General features: G+C 69.8%; 24 protein-coding genes. 15 read left to right on the forward strand and 9 right to left on the reverse strand.

The genetic code is table 11. The features are described from left to right. Positions 1 to 79: 79 nt before the first annotated feature. Positions 80 to 400 (reverse strand): hypothetical protein, encoded by a 321-nt coding sequence (locus tag ABH928_RS11745; protein WP_370065078.1) that lies wholly within the window; start codon positions 398 to 400, stop codon positions 80 to 82. Positions 401 to 707: 307 nt separating this feature from the next. Here ABH928_RS11745 and rpsF point away from each other — a divergent pair, with 307 nt between their 5' ends. The 4 genes from rpsF to rplI all read left to right on the forward strand — a co-directional run bounded on the left by rpsF (position 708) and on the right by rplI (position 2483). Next, entirely contained in the window at positions 708 to 998 is a 291-nt protein-coding gene (gene rpsF / locus ABH928_RS11750; RefSeq protein ID WP_370065080.1) for a 30S ribosomal protein S6, read from the forward strand. A 99-nt stretch (positions 999 to 1097) separates the two neighbouring features. Then, positions 1098 to 1703 carry a single-stranded DNA-binding protein gene (locus ABH928_RS11755; RefSeq protein ID WP_370065082.1) on the forward strand — a complete coding sequence of 202 codons (606 nt, stop codon included), beginning with the start codon at positions 1098 to 1100 and terminating at the stop codon, positions 1701 to 1703. 77 nt (positions 1704 to 1780) lie between these two features. Beyond that, positions 1781 to 2017, forward strand: coding sequence for a 30S ribosomal protein S18 (gene rpsR / locus ABH928_RS11760; protein WP_030254746.1), 237 nt, complete (start codon positions 1781 to 1783; stop codon positions 2015 to 2017). A gap of 19 nt (positions 2018 to 2036) precedes the next feature. Further along, positions 2037 to 2483 (forward strand): 50S ribosomal protein L9, encoded by a 447-nt coding sequence (gene rplI / locus ABH928_RS11765; RefSeq protein ID WP_370065084.1) that lies wholly within the window; start codon positions 2037 to 2039, stop codon positions 2481 to 2483. A gap of 94 nt (positions 2484 to 2577) precedes the next feature. Here rplI and ABH928_RS11770 read toward each other — a convergent pair whose 3' ends face one another. After that, on the reverse strand, positions 2578 to 3885 hold the full coding sequence (locus ABH928_RS11770) for an MATE family efflux transporter (protein WP_370065086.1): 1308 nt from the start codon (positions 3883 to 3885) through the stop codon (positions 2578 to 2580). 420 nt (positions 3886 to 4305) lie between these two features. On the opposite strand from ABH928_RS11770, the gene dnaB reads away from it, so the two are divergent. Further along, the gene (gene dnaB, locus ABH928_RS11775) at positions 4306 to 5892 is read left to right on the forward strand and encodes a replicative DNA helicase (protein WP_370065088.1); all 1587 of its coding nucleotides are present in this window, start codon (positions 4306 to 4308) and stop codon (positions 5890 to 5892) included. A gap of 13 nt (positions 5893 to 5905) precedes the next feature. Here the strand turns inward: dnaB and ABH928_RS11780 are convergent, their stop codons facing one another. Further along, positions 5906 to 6472: a dihydrofolate reductase family protein gene (locus tag ABH928_RS11780; RefSeq protein WP_370065090.1), complete on the reverse strand. Its 567-nt coding sequence runs from the start codon at positions 6470 to 6472 to the stop codon at positions 5906 to 5908. Between the two features lie 362 nt (positions 6473 to 6834). On the opposite strand from ABH928_RS11780, the gene ABH928_RS11785 reads away from it, so the two are divergent. The 6 genes from ABH928_RS11785 (at position 6835) to ABH928_RS11810 (ending at position 12808) form a co-directional block, all read left to right on the forward strand. Further along, positions 6835 to 7221, forward strand: coding sequence for a hypothetical protein (locus ABH928_RS11785; RefSeq protein ID WP_370065092.1), 387 nt, complete (start codon positions 6835 to 6837; stop codon positions 7219 to 7221). A gap of 131 nt (positions 7222 to 7352) precedes the next feature. Further along, positions 7353 to 8810, forward strand: coding sequence for a serine hydrolase domain-containing protein (locus ABH928_RS11790; RefSeq protein WP_370065094.1), 1458 nt, complete (start codon positions 7353 to 7355; stop codon positions 8808 to 8810). A 120-nt stretch (positions 8811 to 8930) separates the two neighbouring features. Further along, positions 8931 to 9830, forward strand: a complete 900-nt coding sequence (locus tag ABH928_RS11795; RefSeq protein ID WP_370065096.1) for an MBL fold metallo-hydrolase — start codon at positions 8931 to 8933, stop codon at positions 9828 to 9830. A gap of 112 nt (positions 9831 to 9942) precedes the next feature. Then, positions 9943 to 10344 (forward strand): MerR family transcriptional regulator, encoded by a 402-nt coding sequence (locus ABH928_RS11800; protein ID WP_370065098.1) that lies wholly within the window; start codon positions 9943 to 9945, stop codon positions 10342 to 10344. Between the two features lie 60 nt (positions 10345 to 10404). Next, positions 10405 to 10761, forward strand: coding sequence for a thioredoxin (trxA, locus tag ABH928_RS11805; protein ID WP_370065100.1), 357 nt, complete (start codon positions 10405 to 10407; stop codon positions 10759 to 10761). 172 nt (positions 10762 to 10933) lie between these two features. Then, the gene (locus ABH928_RS11810) at positions 10934 to 12808 is read left to right on the forward strand and encodes a globin domain-containing protein (RefSeq protein WP_370065101.1); all 1875 of its coding nucleotides are present in this window, start codon (positions 10934 to 10936) and stop codon (positions 12806 to 12808) included. 55 nt (positions 12809 to 12863) lie between these two features. Here ABH928_RS11810 and ABH928_RS11815 read toward each other — a convergent pair whose 3' ends face one another. Beyond that, positions 12864 to 13367 carry an NUDIX domain-containing protein gene (locus tag ABH928_RS11815; protein ID WP_370065103.1) on the reverse strand — a complete coding sequence of 168 codons (504 nt, stop codon included), beginning with the start codon at positions 13365 to 13367 and terminating at the stop codon, positions 12864 to 12866. A gap of 372 nt (positions 13368 to 13739) precedes the next feature. Here ABH928_RS11815 and ABH928_RS11820 point away from each other — a divergent pair, with 372 nt between their 5' ends. Beyond that, positions 13740 to 14498, forward strand: a complete 759-nt coding sequence (locus tag ABH928_RS11820) for an IclR family transcriptional regulator (protein ID WP_370065105.1) — start codon at positions 13740 to 13742, stop codon at positions 14496 to 14498. 96 nt (positions 14499 to 14594) lie between these two features. Further along, positions 14595 to 15014 (forward strand): SsgA family sporulation/cell division regulator, encoded by a 420-nt coding sequence (locus ABH928_RS11825; protein ID WP_370065526.1) that lies wholly within the window; start codon positions 14595 to 14597, stop codon positions 15012 to 15014. A gap of 92 nt (positions 15015 to 15106) precedes the next feature. Here ABH928_RS11825 and ABH928_RS11830 read toward each other — a convergent pair whose 3' ends face one another. Next, positions 15107 to 15484 carry a phage holin family protein gene (locus ABH928_RS11830; protein ID WP_370065107.1) on the reverse strand — a complete coding sequence of 126 codons (378 nt, stop codon included), beginning with the start codon at positions 15482 to 15484 and terminating at the stop codon, positions 15107 to 15109. Between the two features lie 142 nt (positions 15485 to 15626). Here ABH928_RS11830 and ABH928_RS11835 point away from each other — a divergent pair, with 142 nt between their 5' ends. Next, positions 15627 to 15944, forward strand: coding sequence for a cupin domain-containing protein (locus ABH928_RS11835; RefSeq protein WP_370065109.1), 318 nt, complete (start codon positions 15627 to 15629; stop codon positions 15942 to 15944). A 145-nt stretch (positions 15945 to 16089) separates the two neighbouring features. After that, a complete protein-coding gene (locus ABH928_RS11840; protein WP_196193289.1) occupies positions 16090 to 16290 on the forward strand; it encodes a DUF5326 family protein in 201 nt (66 codons plus the stop codon). A 126-nt stretch (positions 16291 to 16416) separates the two neighbouring features. Here the strand turns inward: ABH928_RS11840 and ABH928_RS11845 are convergent, their stop codons facing one another. The 4 genes from ABH928_RS11845 to ABH928_RS11860 all read right to left on the reverse strand — a co-directional run bounded on the left by ABH928_RS11845 (position 16417) and on the right by ABH928_RS11860 (position 21469). Beyond that, positions 16417 to 17865, reverse strand: coding sequence for a flotillin family protein (locus tag ABH928_RS11845; protein ID WP_370065111.1), 1449 nt, complete (start codon positions 17863 to 17865; stop codon positions 16417 to 16419). Positions 17866 to 18056: 191 nt separating this feature from the next. Beyond that, entirely contained in the window at positions 18057 to 18278 is a 222-nt protein-coding gene (locus ABH928_RS11850) for a hypothetical protein (protein ID WP_370065527.1), read from the reverse strand. A gap of 37 nt (positions 18279 to 18315) precedes the next feature. Continuing rightward, complete coding sequence (locus ABH928_RS11855; protein ID WP_370065113.1) at positions 18316 to 19866, reverse strand: hypothetical protein; 1551 nt, start codon at positions 19864 to 19866, stop codon at positions 18316 to 18318. A 280-nt stretch (positions 19867 to 20146) separates the two neighbouring features. Further along, positions 20147 to 21469 carry a YibE/F family protein gene (locus ABH928_RS11860; protein ID WP_370065115.1) on the reverse strand — a complete coding sequence of 441 codons (1323 nt, stop codon included), beginning with the start codon at positions 21467 to 21469 and terminating at the stop codon, positions 20147 to 20149. Between the last annotated feature and the right edge of the window lie 43 nt (positions 21470 to 21512).

Genomic DNA, 21512 nt, shown 5'->3' on the forward strand with positions numbered 1-21512 from the left:
CGGGTGGTGTCCCGCCGTCGGCCCAGGCGGTTTCCGTGACCGACGGGTAACCGCCGGTCAGTGGCCTGGCCGGGGTTGGCTAGGGGATGAGGCCGCCATGGGCCAGGCCGATGCCGAGGCCGACCGCTGCCGCGCCGCCGAAGACCACGATGATGAACCGCTCGGCGGTGGTCGCCGACTTGTACTGCGCGACACCCGCGGTGATCACACCGACCAGCCCGGCCCAGGACGCCAGTACGTGCAGGCCGCGGAAGGCGCAGGTGGCGATGGCGATGATGCCGAGGACGGCGGTCACCGCGGTGAGCGTGTTCTCCAGGGGATGCGCTTTGCCGTCGGTGTTCAGCAGGGCTGCCAGCGGGTTCCGGTGGGCGAGCTGCTGCTGGCCTGTTGACTGAGCCATGGGACAGCCTCCTTCGGGAGGTCATGCTCGGGAGCCGTTTGACTACGCACAGTAGTGCGGTCCATACCCGATGTGTACAGATTGCGGCGATACGGGGGTGGATTACAAGCCCCCGATCGGGTGCCTGTAGGCTGGACCGTCTGCACCGGTGTGGTCGTATCCGGCATTGTCATCCCTGGCACGGTTTTTGTCGCCGTCACGGGACGGCGTTGTCAGTGGCGGCCACTACTGTTGCTGACGTGTATTGAAGACCCTCCTGCCACGGAAAGACCGTGGCCGCATAAGTCCAGAGGAGGTGGGTTCCACAATGCGTCACTACGAAGTCATGGTGATCCTCGACCCGTCGGTCGAAGAGCGCGCTGTCTCCCCGCTGATCGATACCTTCGCCAACGTCGTCCGCACCGGCGGCGGCTCGGTGGAGAAGGTCGACACCTGGGGACGCCGTCGCCTGGCGTACGAGATCAAGAAGCAGTCCGAGGGCATCTACTCCGTGCTCGACATCAAGGCTGAGCCTGCTGTCGTCAAGGAGCTGGACCGTCAGCTCAACCTGAGCGAGCAGGTGCTGCGCACCAAGGTCCTGCGCCCGGACACCCACTGAGCATCGCTGCTTTCCACGGGCCCGCAAGGCCCGGGAGGCACGTCCTGGTAGCACCGCACCACCCGTAATCCCGCGCACGTCTTCTCCGAGAGGTCGAACATGGCAGGCGAGACCGTCATCACCCTTGTCGGCAACCTTGTCGACGACCCTGAGCTGCGGTTCACCCCGTCGGGTGCGGCCGTCGCGAAGTTCCGCATCGCGTCGACCCCCCGCACCTTCGACCGCCAGACCAACGAGTGGAAGGACGGCGAGAGCCTCTTCCTCACGTGCAACGTCTGGCGGCAGCCCGCGGAGAACGTGGCCGAGTCGCTGCAGCGCGGCATGCGCGTCATCGTGCAGGGCCGTCTGCGCCAGCGCTCGTACGAGACCAAGGAAGGCGAGAAGCGGACCGTCTTCGAGGTCGAGGTCGACGAGGTCGGTCCGAGCCTGCGCTCGGCCACCGCGAAGGTCACCCGGGCCCAGCGCTCCGGTGGCGGCGGTGGTGGCGGCTTCGGCGGTCAGCAGGGCGGTGGTTACGGCGGCGGCGGCCAGCAGGGCGGCGGCGGTTGGGGCGGAGGCGCCCCGCAGTCCGGCCCGGCCGACGACCCCTGGGCGTCCAGCGCCCCGGCGGGCGGCGGTCAGCAGGGCGGCGGTCAGCAAAGCGGCGGCGGCTGGGGTGCCCCGGCCGGCGGCGGCGGTGGCTACTCGGACGAGCCTCCTTTCTAAGCAGCGCTCAGTACCGCGGCGCCCCGATTCTTCGGGCGCGCTGCACCACGACTTGATCACGAACACTGGAGTACACGATGGCGAAGCCGCCCGTGCGCAAGCCCAAGAAGAAGGTTTGCGTCTTCTGCAAGGACAAGATCACCTACGTCGACTACAAGGACACGAACTTGCTTCGCAAGTTCATCTCCGACCGTGGGAAGATCCGCGCCCGCCGGGTCACCGGCAACTGCACCCAGCACCAGCGCGACGTGGCCACGGCTGTGAAGAACAGCCGCGAGGTCGCTCTGCTGCCCTACACCTCGACCGCTCGCTGAATAGGAGGGTGACCGAATCATGAAGATCATCCTCACCAACGAGGTCTCGGGTCTCGGCAACGCCGGCGACATCGTCGAGGTCAAGGACGGGTACGCCCGCAACTACCTGGTCCCGCGTGGCTTCGCCATCCGCTGGACCAAGGGTGGCCAGAAGGACGTGGACGCGATCCGTCGCGCCCGCAAGATCCACGAGATCCAGACTCTGGACCAGGCCAACGAGGTCAAGGCCAAGCTCGAGGCGCTCAGCGTCAAGCTGGCCGTCCGTGCGGGCGACGCCGGTCGTCTGTTCGGCTCGGTGACCCCGGGCGACGTCGTCGAGGCCATCAAGGCCGTCGACGGCCCGCTGGTCGACAAGCGCCGCGTCGAGATCGGCTCGCCGATCAAGACCACCGGTGCCCACCAGGTCACCGTCAAGCTGCACCCCGAGGTTGCCGCTGCTATCAGCGTCAACGTCGTCGCCGCCTGACGATTGCTCAATTGAGCGAAGCTCAAACGAGAGGGGCGCGGGGTTTCCACCCCGCGCCCCTTTTGCATGCCTGCCTTGGGGACGTTGTCCTGCCTCAAGCCCGGACCGCGCCGGTGACCAGCCAGACGCCGGTGCGGGCGCGGAGGGCCATGGAGACCATCCGGACCACCATGGCGAAGCCGATCGCCGCCCAGAGGCCGACCAGCCCCCGCGTGCCGTAAGCGAGCGCCACCGGCGCGTACAGGGCCAGCGTCGCCAGCATCGCCCAGGCCAGGTAAGGTCCGTCGCCCGCACCCATCAGCACGCCGTCCAGCACGAAGACCACGCCGCAGACCGGCTGCATCACCCCCGCCACCACCAGCACCGGCAGCAGCTGGCGCTGGACCGCCGGATCGGCCGTGAACAGCGGCAGGTAGAGCGGCTGAGCGACGATCAGCAGGCTGCCCAGCACCACGCCGGTGCCGACGCCCCACTGCACCATCCGCCGGGTGGCCACCCGTGCGCCCGCCGCGTCGGCAGCGCCCAGGCAACGGCCGATCAGGGCCTGTCCGGCGATGGCGATCGCGTCCAGGGCGAAGGCGAGGAAGCTCCACAGCGACATGGCGATCTGGTGCGAGGCGATGGCGGTGTTGCCGAGCCGGGCGGCGACCGCAGTGGCGATCAGCAGGATCGCGCGCAGGCTCAACGTCCGTACCAGCAGTGGGGCTCCGGCGGTGGCACTGGCACGTATCCCGGCCAGGTCCGGGGTCAGGCTCGCGCCGGTGCGGCGGGCGCCGCGCAGGACCACCGTCAGGTAGGCAGCCGCCATGCCCCACTGGGCGACGACCGTGCCGAGCGCCGAGCCCTCGATGCCCAGGCCCGCGCCGTAGACCAGGCCCAGGTTGAGCAGCAGGTTGGCGGAGAAGCCGGCCACGGCCACGACCAGCGGGGTGCGGGTGTCCTGCAGGCCGCGCAGCACTCCTGTGGCGGCCAGGACGATCAGCATGGCCGGGATGCCGAAGCTGCTGATCCGCAGGTAGTCGACGGCGTAGGGCGCGGCGCTGGATGAGGCGCCGAACAGGTCGACGATCGGGCGCGCGAGCGGCACGGCCGCGGCGACCACCACGACGGAGATCAGCAGCGCCAGCCAGACCCCGTCGATGCCCTGCTGGACGGCGGCCCGACGGTCGCCTGAGCCGATCCGGCGGGCCACGGCAGAGGTGGTGGCGTAGGCGAGGAAGACGAAGACGTTGACCAGCGTCGCCAGCAGCGCCGCGGAGACGCCGAGACCGGCCAGTTGCGCCGTGCCCAGGTGGCCGACGATGGCGGAGTCGGCCATCAGGAAGAGCGGTTCGGCGATGAGTGCGCCGAAGGCCGGGACGGCGAGGGTGAGAATCTCCCGGTCATGGGGGCGCAGTCGCATGGTCCTACCGTAGTCATCCACAGGTAATAGGTTCAATGTGCTTTTGCTCATTACGGGGAGCGGGGCTCCGCTGCGCCGTGCAGTCGCCTGTACACCGTTTGTCATGATCTTCGGGCGTGTTGTGAAGTTTTTCTCCTGCACAGGCGATGGGGGCAATCATTGCAGGTCAGTGCCGGTGGCGACAGATGTTCGCAGGGTTGTCCACAGGTTGTCCCCCGCGTCGTGCACAGGATCCGGGCAGTTGTCCACAGTTGATGCGCCTTCATCCACATGCCCTGTGGATAACCGTCTTGGCCATTGTCAGACCGGTGCCGTTGAATGGAGCGCTACGGCTGCCTCCACGGCGGCCGGAGCCGTGTCGGCAGGTGCCGACACGGCAGGGTTCGGGCACGGCAGTTCAGGCACGGGAGGGCGGCACCGATGAGCGGGGCACCGTACGACGACGGTGGCTTTGACGACGTCCCTCCGCCGCCGGACGACGACTGGTCCCCGTCCCCTTCCGGGGCCTCCGCGTCGGGTTCCGGCGGTGCGGGTGACCGGCTGCCGTTCTCGCGTCGGCCCGACGGCGGGTCCGGCGGCGGTGGCGGCGACCGCGACCGCGACAGGCGGGGTGGCCGTGACGGCGGCTCGTCCTTCGGCTCCGGTTCTGGTTCCGGCGCCGGCAGGAGCGCGGAGGAGGCCGCCTACGAGCGCGTTCCGCCGCAGGACATCGCCGCCGAGCAGTCCGTCCTGGGCGGCATGCTGCTCTCCAAGGACGCCATCGCGGACGTCGTCGAGGTCCTCAAGCCCGGCGACTACTACCGCCCGGCGCACGAGCTGATCCATGGCGCCATCCTTGACCTCTACGCTCGCGGTGAGCCGGCCGACCCGATCACGGTCGCCAGCGAGCTGGTCAAGCGCGGCGAGATCACCCGCGTCGGCGGCCCGTCCTACCTGCACACCCTGGTCAACTCGGTCCCGACAGCTGCCAACGCCGAGTACTACGCCGAGATCGTCCACGAGCGCGCGGTGCTCCGCCGCCTGGTAGAGGCCGGCACCCGCATCGCCGGCATGGGCTACGCGGCGGAGGGCGACGTCGACGAGATCGTCAACCGCGCCCAGTCGGAGATCTACGCGGTCACCGAGCAGCGCACCAACGAGGACTACGCCCCCCTCGGCGACATCATGGAGGGCGCGCTCGACGAGATCGAGTCCATCGGCTCCCGCAGCGGCCAGATGTCCGGCGTCCCAACGGGCTTCGCCGACCTCGACTCGCTGACCAACGGGCTCCACCCGGGCCAGATGATCGTGGTCGCGGCACGACCCGCCATGGGAAAGTCGACTTTGGCGCTCGACTTCGCCCGTTCTGCTTCGATCAGTCACAAGATCCCGAGCGTCTTCTTCTCCCTGGAGATGGGGCGCAACGAGATCGCCATGCGTCTCCTCTCGGCGGAGGCGCGAGTCGCGCTGCACCACATGCGTACGGGCGCGATGACAGACGAGGACTGGACCCGTCTGGCGCGGCGGATGCAGGACCTGAACGATTCGCCGCTCTACATCGACGACTCGCCGAACCTGTCGATGATGGAGATCCGGGCCAAGTGCCGTCGGCTCAAGCAGCGCAACGACCTGAGGCTGGTGGTCATCGACTACCTCCAGCTGATGCAGAACGGCGGCTCCCGGCGGGCCGAGAGTCGGCAGCAGGAGGTCTCGGAGATGTCCCGAAACCTCAAGCTGCTGGCCAAGGAGTTGGAGCTGCCGGTCATCGCGCTGTCACAGCTGAACCGTGGTCCGGAGCAGCGCACCGACAAGCGGCCGATGGTCTCCGACCTGCGTGAGTCCGGCTCTATCGAGCAGGACGCGGACATGGTCATCCTGTTGCACCGCGAGGACGCGTACGAGAAGGAGTCCCCGCGCGCCGGTGAGGCGGACCTGATCGTGGCCAAGCACCGTAACGGTCCCACGGCGACGATCACGGTGGCGTTCCAGGGTCACTACTCGCGGTTCGTGGACATGGCGCAGAGCTGAGACGCGCAGCTGCTCAGCGCCTCGTCTCGTACCTGGTCAGGACCACGCCGCCGGGAAGCGTCCGGGTCTCCACCAGGTTCAGGTTCACCCAGCTGTCCAGCGCGGTGAAGAACGGCGTACCACTGCCCACCAGGACCGGATGGGCGGCGATCGCGTATTCGTCGATCAGCCCGGCGCGCATGGCCGCCCCGGCGAGCGTTGCGCCGCCGATGCTCATTGGGGCGCCGTCCTCGGCCTTGAGCCGGGTGATCTCGGCGATCGCGTCGCCGGTGACCAGGCGGGTGTTCCAGTCGACCTTGCCGATCGTCGAGGAGAACACCACCTTCGGCGTGTCCCGCCAGTTCCGCGCGAACTCGATCTCCGCCGGGGTGGCGTTGGGCTGCTGGTCGCCCGTCGGCCAGTAGGAGCTCATCGTCTCCCATAGCTTGCGTCCGTACAGCGACAGGCCACTCGCCTGCTCGAAGTCGAGCCACCACTGGAACAGCTCGTTGCTCGGCGGTCCGCTCCAGCCGATGTCGTCGCCGGCCGCGGCGATGTAGCCGTCCAGGGTCAGGTTCATGCCGTAGATCAGCTTCCGCATGGCCTAGCCTTCCGTTCGTGGGTGTCCGGCGTATAGACCAGCGCGGCGCGGGAATCCCATCGGTGCGCGATCGATCCTCACGTTCTGGCCGACCTGCCACAGTGCGTCTCGCCGATGACCTTGTCTGCGGGGCGTCCGAAGAACGCCTCGAACCACGGCAGTGCCTTGGTGCGGTCGCTCACCGACATGATGCAGCAGAGGTCCACTGGCGTTGCTCCGCCCGGTCGTTGGCGAAGTCGGACCATGCGTCGTCGCACAGTCAGGGTACGCAGGTGGTCATGCAGCCGTGCCTGAACGTGGCCCTGGGTGTGGCGGAGGAAAATGCGCTGCTCGCGGTCCCGGCTACGCGGTAGCGTCCCGGGATGACGACGAACGAGACCGTGGTGCCGGTTCGGCAGCGGCTGCGTGACGCTCTGACGGTGGCGATCAAGGGCCGGGACCGGGTGGCCGCATCCGTGGTGCGGGCGACGTTGGGGGCGATCGAGAACGCGGAGGCGGTCGAGCGGCCCGGAGCGGAACTGGTGGAGGGCGGACCGCGGGAGTCGTCGGCGATCGAGGCGACTCCGGCCGGGGTCGGAGTGGCGGAGGTTGCTCGGCGGGTGCTGACGGAGGCGGATGTCCGCGCGATCGTGCGGGCGGAGGTTGCCGAGCGGGAGGCCGCCGTGGCGGCGTGCGAGCGGGCCGGGCGTGATGAGCAGGCCGAGCGGTTGCGGGTGGAACTCAACGTGCTGGTGGCGTTTGCGGATTGAACCAGGTGGTGAGTGGGGTCGAGGGCGCCGACCAAGATCGTCAACTGTCACACGTGTGACAGTTGACGATCTTGAACGGCATCGCGGCAATTCGTTTCCGGAGGCCGCCCCCAGGGCGTTAGCGTCGGCGCATGCCCACGTCGAAGACTCACTCTCGTCATGTCGTCGGTGACGACGACTTCACCGACCTGTTGCCGGAGACCCGGCGTGCTCTTGCCCACCGGATCGCCCTGGCCCAGCGCGATGGGCGGTTGCCCGGCGTCGTCGCAGGCGTGCTGCGTAGCGGGGAGCGCCTCTGGTGGGGGGTGCGCAGCATGGTCGACGGGCGTGCGCCCACCACGGACGTGCAGTTCCGGATCGGCTCGATCACCAAGACCTTTGTGGCGGTGCTGGTGCTGCGCCTGCGTGACGAGGGCCTGCTGCGCCTGTCGGACCGGCTCGGTGAGCACCTGCCGGACGTCGGTCCGGGGGCCGGGGAGCTGACCGTCCGCCAGTTGCTCGCGCATACCTCGGGACTGGCGGCGGAGCCGCCGGGGCCATGGTGGGAGCGGACCGATGGGTCGTTGCGTCCCGAGCTGGCGGACCTGCTGCAGGAGCCGCCGCTCCGGCACGAGCCCGGGCGGGTGTTCCACTACTCCAATGTCGGATTCGGCCTGCTGGGCGCGCTGGTGGAGCGGTTGCGCGGCGACGACTGGTACACCGTGCTCCACCGCGAGGTGCTCAACCCCCTCGGCATGCGGCGGACCACGGCCGTACCGGAGGCGCCGCATGCGGGTGGCTGGGCCGTGCATCCGTGGGCAGACGTGATCCTGGCCGAGCCGTTGCCGCAGACCGGGCGGATGGCTCCGGCCGGACAGCTCTGGTCCACCGTGGACGACCTGCTCCGCTGGGCCGCCTTCCTCTCGGCGGGGGACGACCGGGTGTTGTCGGCGGCCACGCTCGCCGAGATGCGTGAGCCCCAGGCCCCGGGCGAGGGCGGTTACGGCCTCGGCCTGGCGCTGGATCACGCCGGCGGGGTGGCGTTGGCCGGGCACACCGGGTCCATGCCCGGGTTCCTCGCCGCGCTGTGGATTGCCCCGGCGGAGCGGCTGGGCGCGGTGGTGCTGACCAACACCACCTCGGCCCCCAACTTCAGTGTCAGCGAGCTCGCCGCCGACCTGGTCGGCATCGTCGCCGAGCGGGAGCCGGACTTCCCCGAGCCGTGGCGTCCGCTGACCTCCTACGATCCGGCGGTGCTGGCGCTGACCGGTCCCTGGTACTGGGGGCCGACCGCGTGCGGACTGCGCCTGGTCGGCGAGAACGAGCTGGAGCTGGTTCAGCTGGCCGCGCCGCGCGAGCGGGTCTCGCTGCTGCGTCCGGCCGACGGGCAGACCTGGGACGGCGACACCTGGACGGTGACCGGTGGTTACTGGCACGGCGAGACGATGCGCGTGGTGCGCGGCGCCGAGTCGGCAGCCGGGGCCGGAGGGGAAGCCGCGATCAGCCACCTGGACATGGGCACCTTTGTGCTGACCCGCGAGCCGTACCCGCTCGACGGGCCCACTCCCGGTGCGGTCGACTCGGCGGGCTGGCGCGCCGAGAAGTGGTGAAATCCCTGGTAAACGGGCGGAATTTGCCATGATGCCGATGGACCTGTGTCCGCGTTGGCTGCCGAACGGCTGTGATCTGGGGCGAGCTGGCGGCTGGGACGAGCTGGAAGAGGCTGGGCGATGGCGAAGGACACCCCGGACACCGAGGGCACTCCGGACAAGGACGCGGACAAGGACCCGGACAAGGACGTGGCCGAGGCCTACGTGAAGGCTGAGGCCGACGTCGAGGTCGACGTGTTCACCGGGCCCGAGGGAGCGTACTTCGCCACCTCGTCGCTGGTCCTCGGTCCGGAGCATGCCGTGCTGGTGGACACCCAGCTCACCCGGAGTGCCGGCCGTGAGCTTGCCGAATGGATCGCCGGAAGGGCGCGAACGCTCAGCGCGATCGTGATCACCCATCCGCACGCGGAGCACTACTTCGGCACCGAGGAGGTGCTCCGCCTCTTCCCGGGCACGCCCGTCTACGCGGACCCGGAGGTGATCGACGCGATCACCCGGACCGGGCTGGCGAAGGTGGCTCAGTGGCGGCAGGTCTTCGGGGACGACGTGACCTCCGCGCCGATCGTCCCCGGCCCGCTGCCTGCGGACACGCTGCGGGTCGACGGCGCGGAAGTGCACGTGCTGGCCATCGGTCAGGGCGACTGCGAGGCGTCCACCGTCGTCCACGTTCCGGGGGCGAAGACGGTGATCGCGGGTGACGTGGTCTTCAACGGCACCCATGTCTGGACCGCCGAGACCACGCCCGAGGAGCGCTCCGACTGGCTCGCCGGGCTCGAGACCGTGCGCGGCCTCGGCCCGGAGCGGCTGATTGCCGGTCACCGCGCGCCCGGCCAGGACGACGACGCGCGGCGGGTGCTCGCCTTCACCGGCGACTACCTCCGGGAGTTCGACGCGCAGTTGGCTGCCCACCCGGACGACGCCGACGCCTTGGTCGCGGCGATGAACGCGACGTATGCGGAGCTGACCCTCCCGGCGATCCTGCAGCAGAGCGCACGGGCGAACACCTCGCGCCTGAGCTGAGCCGACCCGCGCGCCCGCGCCGTCGGAACCGCCCGCCCGCCCGCACGCCCGCGCCCGCGTTCGGAACCGTGTGCTGGCGTTGACGTCAGGGGCAAGGTCTACCGTCGGGGACATGCGCATCGGTGAGCTGGCACGGCGGGCCGGGACGACGACCCGGACGCTGCGGTACTACGAAACGCGCGGTCTGCTGACCGCGCGTCGCGGCGGCAACGGCTACCGCAGCTACGACGAGGACGACCTGCGGCTGCTGCGGCAGATCCGGCTGCTCCAGGACTTCGGTTTCGAGCTGGAGGAGACCCGGCCCTTCGTCGAGTGCCTGCGCGCCGGGCACCCGAGCGGTGACTCCTGCCCGGCCTCGCTCGACGTCTACCGCCGCAAGCTGGCCGAGCTGGACGCGTGCATCGACCGCCTGCGCGAGGTGCGGGACCAGGTGGGAGCCGAGCTGGCCCGCGCCGAGGTCGCGGTGACGGCGGAGCAGCCGTCGCCGGCCCGGTGCGAGCTCGCCGCGGAGTGAGGCCGAGGACAGTGAGCAGCGCAAGGCACATGACGAGGACGAGCGAGAGGGAGTGGACTGATGGCGGGGACGAGTGAGCTGGTCACCGAGGTGACCGACGCGGACTTCGCGGCCGAGGTGCTGGGGAGCGCGAAGCCGGTGCTGGTGGAGTTCACGGCGGCGTGGTGCCCGCCGTGCCGGATGATGGCGCCGGTGCTGGCCGAGCTCGCCGCGGAGCGACGTGAGGAGCTTCGGGTGGTGACGATCGACGTCGATGCCAACGGTGGCACGCAGTCCGCCTACGGGGTTCTGTCGATGCCGACCATGATGCTCTTTCAGCAGGGCGAACCCGTCTGGACCGCCGTGGGTGCGCGGGCCAAGCGGCGCCTGGGACAGGAGGTGACGGAGGCGTTGGAGCGGGCGCGCGCGGCAGCGTAGCGCGCAGGGGGCGGATGCGCCCCCTTCTTGCCGCTATTAGTCGGATCAGCTGTGCAGCCATGCCACTCTCCGGAGAGCAGCACGGATCCGACGGGAGAACCCCCAGGTGTCGATCGGAAGCGCTCTCAATCGAAACGGTCGTCCTCGCCGACAGCTCCGGGCGGACAGGCGGGTGGACGAGGTCAAGGTCACTCCCGGGCCGTCCAAGGCGGCTCTGGAGCTGTCCCGCCCGCCGACGGCGGACGTCTCGGAACTCCTGTTCCGGGAGCCCGTGTTCCTGGAACAGGAGGCGGAGTCGGGCCCGCAGGCCGGGACGACGGCAGGGCCTGAGCTCGAGCCCCAGCCGGGGTTCGAGCCCGGGCTCGAGGCAGCCGAGTCGCAGGACGCGGGGATGCCCGGACCGGGGCAGGAGTTGGCGCTGCGGCCGGACTACAGCCCGATGATCACCGATGCGCCCGCGCTGAACTGGGCCGCCGGGCCTGACGATGCGTGGAGCCGGGCGTGGGCGGTGCCCGCGGCTCCGGTGCAGCCGGTGCCGCCGGTGCCGATCGTTCCCGCCCCGCTGCCCGTCCCGTCCGGGATCTCGACGGCTCCGCTGCCTCCGCCTCCGCCTCCGCTGCCGGGATCAGTGGTTGCGGTGGTGCCGCTGGCGTCCCGTCAGCGGCGGGCCGCCCTGGCGCGCGGGGCCGAGGCGGTCGCGTCCGGCATCAGTACTCCCGCCCGTCCGGCGGGCGGCCCCGGAGGTGGTCCGGGGGGTGCGGTCGGGCCGACGCCGCAGGACATCGTGCTGATCCGACGGAGCCTCAGTCAGATCGAGCCGATCGCCGACCGGGCCACGGCGCACTTCTACGCCGTGCTCTTCCTGCAGCGTCCGGAGCTGCGGGCGCTCTTCCCGGCCGCGATGGACGTGCACCGGGACCGGCTGTTCCGCGCGCTGCTGGCGGCCGGGCGGGCGGCGGACGATCCGCCGCAGCTGGTCGAGTACCTGGAGCGGCTGGCCCGCAGCCACCGCAAGTACGGGGTGCGGGACGAGCACTACGCGCCGGTCTGCGCCGCACTGCTCGCGGCGCTGGAACGTTACTGCGGACGGGAGTGGACCGCGGAGACCGGTCGGGCCTGGACCAAGGTGTTCGGGGTGGTCACCCAGGTGATGATGGCCGCGGCGGCGCGGGACGCGCAGACCTCACCGGCCTGGTGGCAGGGGGAGGTGCGTTCCGTCGAGCAGGTCGGCCGCGACGTGGCCGTGGTGACGCTCAGCACCGACCAGCCCTATCCGTACCGGGCCGGGCAGTACGCGGACATCGAGGTGCCCTGGTGGCCGCGGGTGTGGCGGCGGTTCTCGATGGCGTCCGCTCCCGAGGGCGAGCAGGGGTTGCTGCGGTTCCACGTCAAGGCCGTCCCGGCGGGCTGGGTCAGCAACGCGTTGGTGCAGCGGGCGCAGCCGGGCGACGTGGTGCGGCTGGGGCCGCCGACGGGCTCGATGGTGGTCGATCCCGCTGCGCCCGAGCCGCTGCTGCTGGTCGGCGGCGGTACCGGGATCGGCCCGATCATCGCCATCGTCGAGGAGTTGGCCAAGGCGGGGACGCGCCGCAGCGTCGAGGTCTTCTACGGCGCGCGCCGCGCCGAGGACTGCTACGCGGAGGCCGCGCTGCGCGAGTTGGACCGGGCGCTGCCGTGGTTGACGGTGCGGACGTCGTTGTCGGAGGCGACCGACTTCCTCGGGCCCTCGTCGACGTCGGCCGCCGCACTGCAGGCGCTTCCGGCGGCCACGGCGGCCACGGAAGGCATGGAAGGCATGGAAGGCATGGAGGACAACGCCGACATCGCCGAGACCGACGCCGACACCGAGGCCCACGCTGCGGAGCCGGCCACGGAGAGGGAACGCGGCATGGTGCCCGAGGTGTTGGCCCGGTTCGGCCCGTGGGAGGGGTACGAGGCATGCGTCAGCGGACCGTCGGCGATGATCCGCCGGGTGCGCGCGATGCTGCTGAGCGCAGGTGTCCCGGCCGAGCGGATCCACGACGACCTCGACCCGTCCGGCGGTTGAGTCCGCGCCGAGCTGGATACCTGAGCGCCCGTCAGGCGCTCAGGTGCTCAGGTGCTCAGGTGCCGAGGTCGCCGAGGTCGTCTGCGAGGAGGGCGGTCACGCCTTCGATGTTGGCGGCGAGGTAGGCCCGCAGCGACGGCGGCACCACGTTGACAGCCGTGACGCCCTCGCGGGTGAAGGGCAGCCGGACGATCTCGTACTCGCCGTTGGGCTCGTCGACCTCGGGCCCGTGGCGGCGGGAGGGGTCCATCGAGGCGAGGCGGCAGACGAAGAAGTGCTGGATCTTCACCCCGCGCGGGTGCAGCTCGCTGCCGTCCTCGTGGTGCGTGTGGGAGACGGTGTCGACGAAGGCGGGGACGATGTCGCGCGCACTGCCGCCCAGTTCCTCGGAGAGCTCCCGGTGGAGGGCGGCCACCACGGAGGCGTCGGTCGGCTCCATCCCGCCGCCCGGGGTGATCCAGTAGGGCGGCTTGCCGGGCTTGGTCCGTTTGATCATGACCAGTTCCAGGCCGTCGGGCCCCTGGTCCAGCAGGATCGCGCGGGCGGTGCGCTTGACCACCGGGCGGACCCCGTGCCGGGCGGGCGAGCGGACGGCGCGAGGCGGTCGGAGTGGGTCGGAGGGCGGGGCCGAGCGCGGCCCCATGGGCGGATCCGCGGGCGCGTCCCCGCGTCGCTCGGCGTGTCGTACCGCGTGTCGCGTTGCTCCTGCAGCGTGCTGTGCCACCACGACTGGAGTGTGCCGCAGGTGACATCCAGCGAAACCCGAACCTGCTTCCGTAGTGCGCAGGTTAAGTCCAGGTCAAATTTCCACCCCCGCCGTTTGGCGGGGGTGCTGCTCCGTCTGGGGTGCGAGACATTACTGTGATCTGAAGGGCATTATGTGGAGGAGTTGCGTCCAAATGGCATATGTCCGGCGGTTGGAGGGGTAGCGATGGCGACGGAGAAGGCCGCGCCGACCTTGATCGGGTCGGTCCAGCGCGCGCTCCGTCTACTGGAGGCCGTGGCTCTCCAGGGCGACGGCGCGACCGCCAAACAGCTCGCCCGTCAGGCGGGGCTCCCCCTCGCCACCACGTACCACCTGCTCAGGACGCTCACCCACGAGGGCTATCTGCGCCGAGTCGACGGCGAGTACGTCCTCGGCGAGGCGGTCGGCTCGCTCGGCCGCGACCACCAGGCCTGCCAGGGACGGGACGCCATCGCCACCGCCCTGGACCGGCTGCGCGACGAACTCGGCGCGGCCACCTACTTCGCCACCTACCGCGACGGCGCGATCGAGGTCGTCGACGTCTCCGAGGGGCCGGGCGTTCCGGCCGTCGAGGAGTGGGCCGACTTCCGCGTCACCGGCAACGCCCACGCCGTCGGACAGTGCCTTCTCGGCCAACTCGACCGAGAGGGACGCCTTGACTACCTCTCACGTCACCGTCCGCAGTCGCTGACCCGGCGCACGGTGACCGATTCGACCGTCCTGCTGCGCAGACTGGACGCCCGCCACCCGGCCCGTCCGGTGCTGGAGCAGCAGGAGTACCTGCCAGGAGTGGTCTGCGCGGCCGTACCGATCATGGTCGGCGCCGCGCTCTGCACCATCGGTCTGTCACTGCCGGTCGCTCAGGCGCATCGGCTCTCCGCAGCTGCCGACCGGCTCGCCGTGCGGGTCGGGGCGGTGATGGACCGGCTGTCGTTCACCATCTGAAAACTTCGCCCTTGGTAGCGAATGGGGACGAAGAGAGCATGGTTCCCATACGCAGTACCGTACGGACGTCGGGGATCGAGAGGTACCGCAATGAAGATGCAGAGCCTGGTCAAAGGCCAGTTGGTGATGAGTCTGCTGGTGTCGGAGGACCTTGCCTTCGACACCCATGTCGAGCTCGCCTACGACCCCGCCGACCCCTTCGCGGTCCGGCTCACGTTCCACCTTCCCGGCGACCCGCCGGTGACCTGGGTCTTCGGCCGCGAGCTGCTGCTGGACGGGATCACCCGCCCGACCGGCGAGGGCGACGTCCGGGTGCTTCCGGTGCCGGGGGAGGACGAGGACTTCATGGACGTCCGCATCGAACTGCACTCCCCCGACGGCATGGCGGTGCTGCTTTCCGCCGCGATCCCGCTGATCGCGTTCCTCGGCCGCACCGACCGTGTGCTCCCGATGGGCCAGGAGCACACGGCCGCGGACCTGGACCGTCAGCTGGAGCTGATCCGCCAGCAGTCCTGAGCGGACGGGCCGGCGAGCGCAATGCGGTCGGGGCTCCGGCCGGAGCCCCGGTCGGACTGCAGCCGTGCTCCAGTTGCCGGATTCGCCGGACCTCAGTCGTCGTCGCGGACGACCAGGTGCAGTGCCCAGGCGACGATGCTGATGATCAGCGAGCCGAGCAGGGCCGGGACGAAGCCGTCGACGTGGAAGTCGAGGCTGAGCTTGCCCGAGGTCCAGGAGGTCAGCCAGAGCATCAGCGCGTTGATCACGAAGGTGATCAGGCCGAGAGTGAGCAGGAACAGCGGCAGTGAGAAGAGCTTGACCAGCGGCTTGATGAAGAAGTTCACCACGCCGAAGACGAGGGCCACGAGGACCACGGTCAAGGCCTGGTGCTGCCAGTCGGCCGCGGTCAGGTGAATGCCTTGGACGAGCGCGGCGGCCACCCAGATGGCTGCCGCGTTGATCAGGGTCTTGAGAGCGAACTTCATCATGCGGTGATCGTTGCAGTCCGTGCGGGGAGACGGTAGTCCCGGACGGTCATGTCAGTGTCACAGCTTGATACGTCTCGGCACGCGTCGGCACATGTTGGCACGTGTCGACACCGGGCGATCTCCGGACTGCCATCATGGCTCCATGAAGGTCTTCCGGATGGACGAGCTCGACGCCGAGCGTGCCGCCAACGAGGGCGCCTACCTGCAGTTCCTGCGCGAACGCAATATGTCGGCCGGGCTCTACGCCCTGGAGGCCGGCCAGCTGGACACCCAGAATCCGCACCGCGAGGACGAGCTCTACGTGGTGGTCAGCGGGCGCGGGGCGATCACGGTGGGTGACGAGACCACGACGGTGGGGCGGGGCAGCGTCGTCTACGTTCCGGCCGGGGTGCCGCACCGCTTCCACCACATCAGCGAGGACCTGCGGGTCCTGGTGGTCTTCTCCCCGCCGGAGGCCTGATCCCCTAGTCCTGACCCTGGTGCTCAGGGAGGCCTGATCAGGGTCTTATCCGGGTCTTCTCAGGGGCAGGAACTCTTCGGGGGCGGGCGATCGGCCCGTACGATCGAAGACGTAACGAGGACACCCGAGGGGGAGGACGGACATCATGACGGAACTGTGGAAGGCACTCCCCAGCTGGGTGCGCAACATCGTGGTCCCGATTCTGGCGATCATCGTGGCCTGGTGGGTGCTCTCCGCCATCGTGGGCCTCGTCTTCGGACTGATGACCTTCGTCATCAAGGCGCTGCTGGTGGTGGCGCTGGCGGCGGTGGTCGTGATCCTGGTGAAGAAGGCATCCAAGAGCTGACGTCCGTTCAGGACATGACGCAACAGCGATGGTGATGCATCAGAGGATGCATCAGAGAACGCGACAGAGAACGTGACGAAGGGCCGACCCTGATCGGGTCGGCCCTTCGGCCTGGCGTGTCAGCTGCTACTCGACGGTGATCTGCTGCGGCACGGTCGGCGGTTCGCTGCCGCCCTCGCCGTCGCCCTTCATCTGGGCCAGCAGCTGGCGGGCCAGGCCCAGGCCGGTGCCGCCCATGGTGAGCGCCTTGGCGAACATCTCGCCCATGCCCTCGGCGCCGTTCAGCAGCACCATGTGCTCGACGTTGCCGAAGGCGGACGCGCCGGCCTGCACGATCTCGGGCCACTTCTCGGCCAACTGCTGGGCGACGACCGCCTCCTGGTTCTCGGCCAGGGCCGCGGCACGGGCCTTGATGGCCTCGGCCTCGGCCAGACCGAGGGCGCGGGCCGACTCGGCGTCCGCCAGACCCTTGGCCTGCACCGCCTCGGCCTGCGCGAGACCGCGGGCGCGGGTCGCGGACGCGTCCGCCTCACCGCGGACCCGAGTGGCCTCGGCCTCGGCTCCGGCAGCCGTCTTGAGCCGGGTCGCCTCGGCCGCGGCACGGAGCTCGGTCTCCTTGGCCTGCGCCTGCGCCGAGGAGATCCGGGCGTCGCGCTCGGCCTCGGCGACGGTGCGGGTCTGGTAGGCGGCGGCGTCGGCGGGCTTGCGCACGTCGATCTGCAGCTGCTGCTCGCGGCGTTGCGCTTCCAGCTCGGCCACCCTGGTCTCCTGGACCACGACCTCCTGCTTGGCGGCGGCCTCGGACAGCGGACCGGCCTGGCGCGCGGTGGCGGCGGCCTTCTCCATCTCCGCGCGGTAACCGGCCTGCAGGATCTCGCTGTTGCGGGTGGACTCGGCCTTGCGGGCGGCGGCCTCCTGCTCGGCCTGGGTGGCCGCGCGGTCCGCCTCCGCCTGGGCGATGCGCGCGTCGCGGTGGACCGCGGCGGCGTGCGGGGCGGCCAGGTTCTTGATGTAGCCGGTCGGGTCGTCGATCTCCTGGATCTGCAGCGAGTCGATGATCAGGCCGAGCTTCTCCATCTCCGAACCGGACGCGGAGCGCGTCTCGCCGGTGAGCCGCTCGCGGTCGCGGATCATCTCCTCGACGGTCAACCCGCCGACGATGGACCGCAGATGACCGGCGAAGACGTTGTGCACCCGATCGCCCATGTGGTCCTGGCGGTCCAGGAACCGGCGGGCCGCGTTGGCGATGGAGACGTGGTCGTCGCCGACCTTGAAGATCACCACGCCCTTGACCCGGACCGGGATGCCCTGGCTGGTGACGCACTCGACGTCGAGGTCGGCCTCGTTGAGGTCGAGGAAGAGCTTGCGGACCACCTGGATGCCCGGGGTGACCAGGGTCCCGCGCCCGGTGACGATCCGGAAGCCGAGCCCCTCGTCGAGGCCCTCGGTCCGGTGCTTGGAACCCGAGATGATCAGCGCCTCGTTGGGTTCCGCGACCCGCCACATGAGCTTGAACAGCACGATCACGATCAGCAGGGCGACAACAATGCCCCCCGCGATAACACCGATGAACATCGGCGCATGCCCCCTTCTGCGCCGCCGGCCCGTGGCTGCGTCGAACTGGTGGCGCAGGAGGAACGCGGGCTTTTTATGGCGGCCGGAGGAGAGTGTGCACCCTCCGGCCGCGGCGCTAACGCGCGGGAGCGTCTCTTGACGCGAATTTGATGGTCACTTCGCCCTGATCCGCCGTGGTCAACCCGCCGTGGTCACCCCGTCGTGGTCGGCGCCAGCAGCGCGGCGACGTAGACGGTGCGCGGCGGCTGGTACTCCTGCACCACCACCGGCGTCCCGACGGGCAACCGCTCGCCGGGCACGGCGGGATGGGCCAGAAAGGCCTCCGTCCCGCCGCGCGCCGGCACGTGCACCATCACCTCACCGACCAGGCCCGGCCCGACAGTTCCGGTCACCCGGCCCTGGAGGCCGACCATGCGTGCGTTGGCAGTCATGGTGAGGACGATAGCCAGCTCAGGGCTTGACGGTCAGGCAGACCGGCGCGCTGGTGGAGGGGGCGTAGTCGACGCCGTTCACCTGGCTCACGACGCGGAAGCAGGCGCTGCTGGAGGCACGCACCCACGTGGGCGTGAGAGTGGCGCCGGCTGGCACGAATTGGTAGTAGGAGCCGTTGTGCCAGACTCCACTGCCGGGGTAGGCCCACTGGTACTGGACGGTGGCCTGCCCGGCAGGCTGGATCCATTTGCCCGCCACCTTGGCCCACAGGTCCGCAGAGATCTTGACCCACGTTCCGCTGACGACCGATGCTGCTGAGAGGTGTGCGAACGCGGCAGTCTGCCAGACGGTCTGGTAGGCGAAGCTCTGAGTGGTGGTGAGCCCCGCGCTGGAGACCAGGTGCAGGGTGAGTGCGCCGTACGTCGGTTGGTTGGCGGGAGTGAACAGGCTGAGCGAAGGCCGCGTGGTGCCGGAGCCCGAAGCGAGGACAGTGCCGTTCTGGTTCGTGATGCTCCAGTCCTGAAGAGTGCTGCTGCCATCGGGCGAGGAGATCGTCGGAGCAAGGTGGATGGTGCTGCCCGCAAGCACGGTCTGCGATTCGGTCGGCCAGGATGAGGTCAATGGCAGGCCCACGTCGACGGACTCGTTCACGCTCTCCTTGATGCCCTGGCCGTCGGTCACGACCCAGGTGAGTGTGTGCCTTCCGTACGGCAGAGGCTTGGCCGATGTGCCCGTAGCGCTGCCGAGGGCGGGCAGCAGGCACTGCCCTTGAGCGTTGACCGCAAGCCCTGTCGGAGTAGCCGGCGAGTCCTGCCAAACCTGACCGTCGACCTCCAGCTCCACGTCGGTGGGGCCGAGGGTGACGTCGCCGTTGGTGACCCCGCAGGTGTGCCAGTTGCCCTTGTACGTGTAGGCGAGCTGAAGGCTCCCCCAGCCCGGGGTCAACGATGTGGCGGCGGGAGCGGACAGCGCGAAACCGCTGTCCACCAGGAGATCCACGACCTGCGGATTGCTGACCACGCCGTTGCTGTCTGTGGCGACTGCCGCGATCCAGTATTCGCCGCCGGTCAGTGAACTGGTGTCGGCGGTCACCGTCCAGCTTCCGTCGGCGTTCTTTGTGAAGTGTGTGACGGGCAGACCGGGGACGTCGGGAGCCTCCAGTTCCACGTCCGTGACGGTGGTCCCGCTGGGTGCGGTGGGTGAGACGCTCGGCTGGATCGTCCAGCTCAGTTGCTTGGTGGCGGTGACGTTCGCCGTCGACGGCGAAAGCGGCTGACCTGCAACCGGGCGGTGGTTGTTGACCACGAGGCCGATGTAGGTGGTGCTGGGCGGAGCCGCGCTGTACACGTCGACGGAGAGAAGGGCCCGGCCGTCGGGAACGGCCGGGATCTCGGTACCGCCGGAAGCGAAGGGCCGGACAGCAGCTGAGTCGATGGACGCCTGAAGGGTGCATGTGGTGGCGCACTGTCCGGACGGAACGGGAATCGATCCGCTGACAGCGCCGAGGGCGTAGGTGACGCTCTGAACCGGGTTACCGGCAACCGGGGTGATCGTCGCGGAAATGTTCACGACGCCCGAAGCTGTGAGTGCTGTCGAGCCCGGGGTCTGGCCGTTGACCGTCACTGTGACCGTCGGAGCTGAGTTCACTGCGTGGGCCGCCGAGATGGCGGGCAAAGTGGCGCACATGGCCGTGCCGACGAGCATGGCCATGGATCTGAGGCGCCGGCGGGATATGCGCACGGGGCTCCTCGTGGAAGCAGAGCAAAGGGATCACCCGATGATGATCAGCGTCAGGACTTTAGCGGTTGGTGTGCCATCCGAGCACTGGAGATGCGTAAGAGTTGTAAGGTCACCGACGTCGCCGGTGCGAGGCGTGTGCTCGGCCCCGCACCGACGGGCATTGTTGCGGGAGTTGTCCTGGTTCATCCACATCCCGGCTGGCGATGAACGCCGCGAGCGCCGTGGTCAGCGGGACGGAGGCGATCAGGCCGAGGCTGCCGACGAGGGTGCGGACGACCTCCTCGGCGACGATCTCACTGGTCGCCACCTGCCAGATGCCGCGGTGGGAGAGGGCGAAGAGCAGCATCAGCGGTAGGGCTGCGCCTGCGTAGGCCATGACCAGGGTGTTGACCGTGGAGGCGATGTGGTCGCGGCCGATCCGGATGCCCGAGCGGTAGAGCGCGCGGGCACTCATCTGCGGGTCGGCGGCGTGGAGTTCCCAGACCGAGCTGGCCTGGGTGACCGTCACGTCGTTGAGCACGCCGAGCGAGCCGATCACGACACCGGCCAGGAGCAGGCCCGGCAGCTGGATGCCAGGGAAGAGAGAGTGAACGAAGGCGGTCTCGTCCGAGGTGTTGCCGGTGAGCCGGGTCAGCCCGATGAACAGCTCGCCGAGCCCGCCGATCAACGCGAGCGAGACGACCGTCCCCAGCACGGCCACCGAGGTCCGGGCGGAGACGCCGTGGCAGAGGTAGAGCGCCAGCAGCATGATCAGCCCGCCCCCGACAACCGCCACGGCCAGCGGGTTCTCGCCGCCCAGGATCGCCGGGAGGACGAAGAGGGCCAGCACCAGGAAGCTGATCGCCAGCGCGCCGAGCGAGGCGAGCCCGCGCAGCCGGCCGACCAGGACGACGGCGACGGCGAAGAGCGCGGCCAGCAGGGCGACGGGCGCGCTGCGGTCGGCGTCCTCGACGGTGTACTGGAGCGAGGCCGGGGCAGAAGGCGAGTAGTCCATCATGACCTGCTCGCCCGTGACGTAGACGGCGGTCTGGTCGGGCGTCAGGTTCTGGCCGACCGAGCGGCCCGCGTCCTTGCCGCTGGTCAGGCGGACGGTGATGGCGGTGCAGTTGCCGACGGCTCCGGAACCGGGGGTGGCGGCAGCACCGCAGGAGACGGTGCGGGTGGCTGTCACCGTGCCGGTGACCGTCAGTTGGTCGAAGCCGACACCGGTCACCGCGTGCGGCGGGATCGGTGCGGGCCAGAGGAACCACAGCCCGCACAGCACCGCCAGCGCGAACGGCACCAGTACAGCCGCCAGCAGCACGCGCAGCCGCGCGGACGCGGGGCTGGCCGGACCGTGGTCGTGCGAGTGGCCGTGGCTGCCCGCGTGGTCGTCCCCGCGCGGGTGTTGGTGCTCGTGCGCGTGGGATCGGGAGAGGTGCGGCGCTGCCACTTCGCGAAGCTATCGCGGTGACCGGTCCTCGGACGCGCCCTCG

It is taken from the genome of Streptacidiphilus sp. MAP5-3, from assembly GCF_041262505.1.
Lineage (GTDB): Bacteria > Actinomycetota > Actinomycetes > Streptomycetales > Streptomycetaceae > Streptacidiphilus.

Bases quoted from the DNA above. Each gene is read 5' to 3' on its own strand.
- trxA (WP_370065100.1), top strand. From the start codon at position 10,405: ATGGCGGGGACGAGTGAGCTGGTCACCGAGGTGACCGACGCGGACTTC.
- ABH928_RS11825 (WP_370065526.1), top strand. From the start codon at position 14,595: ATGCAGAGCCTGGTCAAAGGCCAGTTGGTGATGAGTCTGCTGGTGTCG.
- dnaB (WP_370065088.1), top strand. From the start codon at position 4,306: ATGAGCGGGGCACCGTACGACGACGGTGGCTTTGACGACGTCCCTCCG.
- ABH928_RS11770 (WP_370065086.1), bottom strand. From the start codon at position 3,885: ATGCGACTGCGCCCCCATGACCGGGAGATTCTCACCCTCGCCGTCCCG.
- ABH928_RS11840 (WP_196193289.1), top strand. From the start codon at position 16,090: ATGACGGAACTGTGGAAGGCACTCCCCAGCTGGGTGCGCAACATCGTG.
- rpsR (WP_030254746.1), top strand. From the start codon at position 1,781: ATGGCGAAGCCGCCCGTGCGCAAGCCCAAGAAGAAGGTTTGCGTCTTC.
- ABH928_RS11800 (WP_370065098.1), top strand. From the start codon at position 9,943: ATGCGCATCGGTGAGCTGGCACGGCGGGCCGGGACGACGACCCGGACG.
- ABH928_RS11820 (WP_370065105.1), top strand. From the start codon at position 13,740: ATGGCGACGGAGAAGGCCGCGCCGACCTTGATCGGGTCGGTCCAGCGC.
- rpsF (WP_370065080.1), top strand. From the start codon at position 708: ATGCGTCACTACGAAGTCATGGTGATCCTCGACCCGTCGGTCGAAGAG.
- ABH928_RS11795 (WP_370065096.1), top strand. From the start codon at position 8,931: ATGGCGAAGGACACCCCGGACACCGAGGGCACTCCGGACAAGGACGCG.
- ABH928_RS11850 (WP_370065527.1), bottom strand. From the start codon at position 18,278: ATGGTCGGCCTCCAGGGCCGGGTGACCGGAACTGTCGGGCCGGGCCTG.
- ABH928_RS11785 (WP_370065092.1), top strand. From the start codon at position 6,835: ATGACGACGAACGAGACCGTGGTGCCGGTTCGGCAGCGGCTGCGTGAC.
- ABH928_RS11830 (WP_370065107.1), bottom strand. From the start codon at position 15,484: ATGATGAAGTTCGCTCTCAAGACCCTGATCAACGCGGCAGCCATCTGG.
- ABH928_RS11755 (WP_370065082.1), top strand. From the start codon at position 1,098: ATGGCAGGCGAGACCGTCATCACCCTTGTCGGCAACCTTGTCGACGAC.
- ABH928_RS11835 (WP_370065109.1), top strand. From the start codon at position 15,627: ATGAAGGTCTTCCGGATGGACGAGCTCGACGCCGAGCGTGCCGCCAAC.
- ABH928_RS11845 (WP_370065111.1), bottom strand. From the start codon at position 17,865: ATGTTCATCGGTGTTATCGCGGGGGGCATTGTTGTCGCCCTGCTGATC.
- ABH928_RS11745 (WP_370065078.1), bottom strand. From the start codon at position 400: ATGGCTCAGTCAACAGGCCAGCAGCAGCTCGCCCACCGGAACCCGCTG.
- ABH928_RS11780 (WP_370065090.1), bottom strand. From the start codon at position 6,472: ATGCGGAAGCTGATCTACGGCATGAACCTGACCCTGGACGGCTACATC.
- rplI (WP_370065084.1), top strand. From the start codon at position 2,037: ATGAAGATCATCCTCACCAACGAGGTCTCGGGTCTCGGCAACGCCGGC.
- ABH928_RS11790 (WP_370065094.1), top strand. From the start codon at position 7,353: ATGCCCACGTCGAAGACTCACTCTCGTCATGTCGTCGGTGACGACGAC.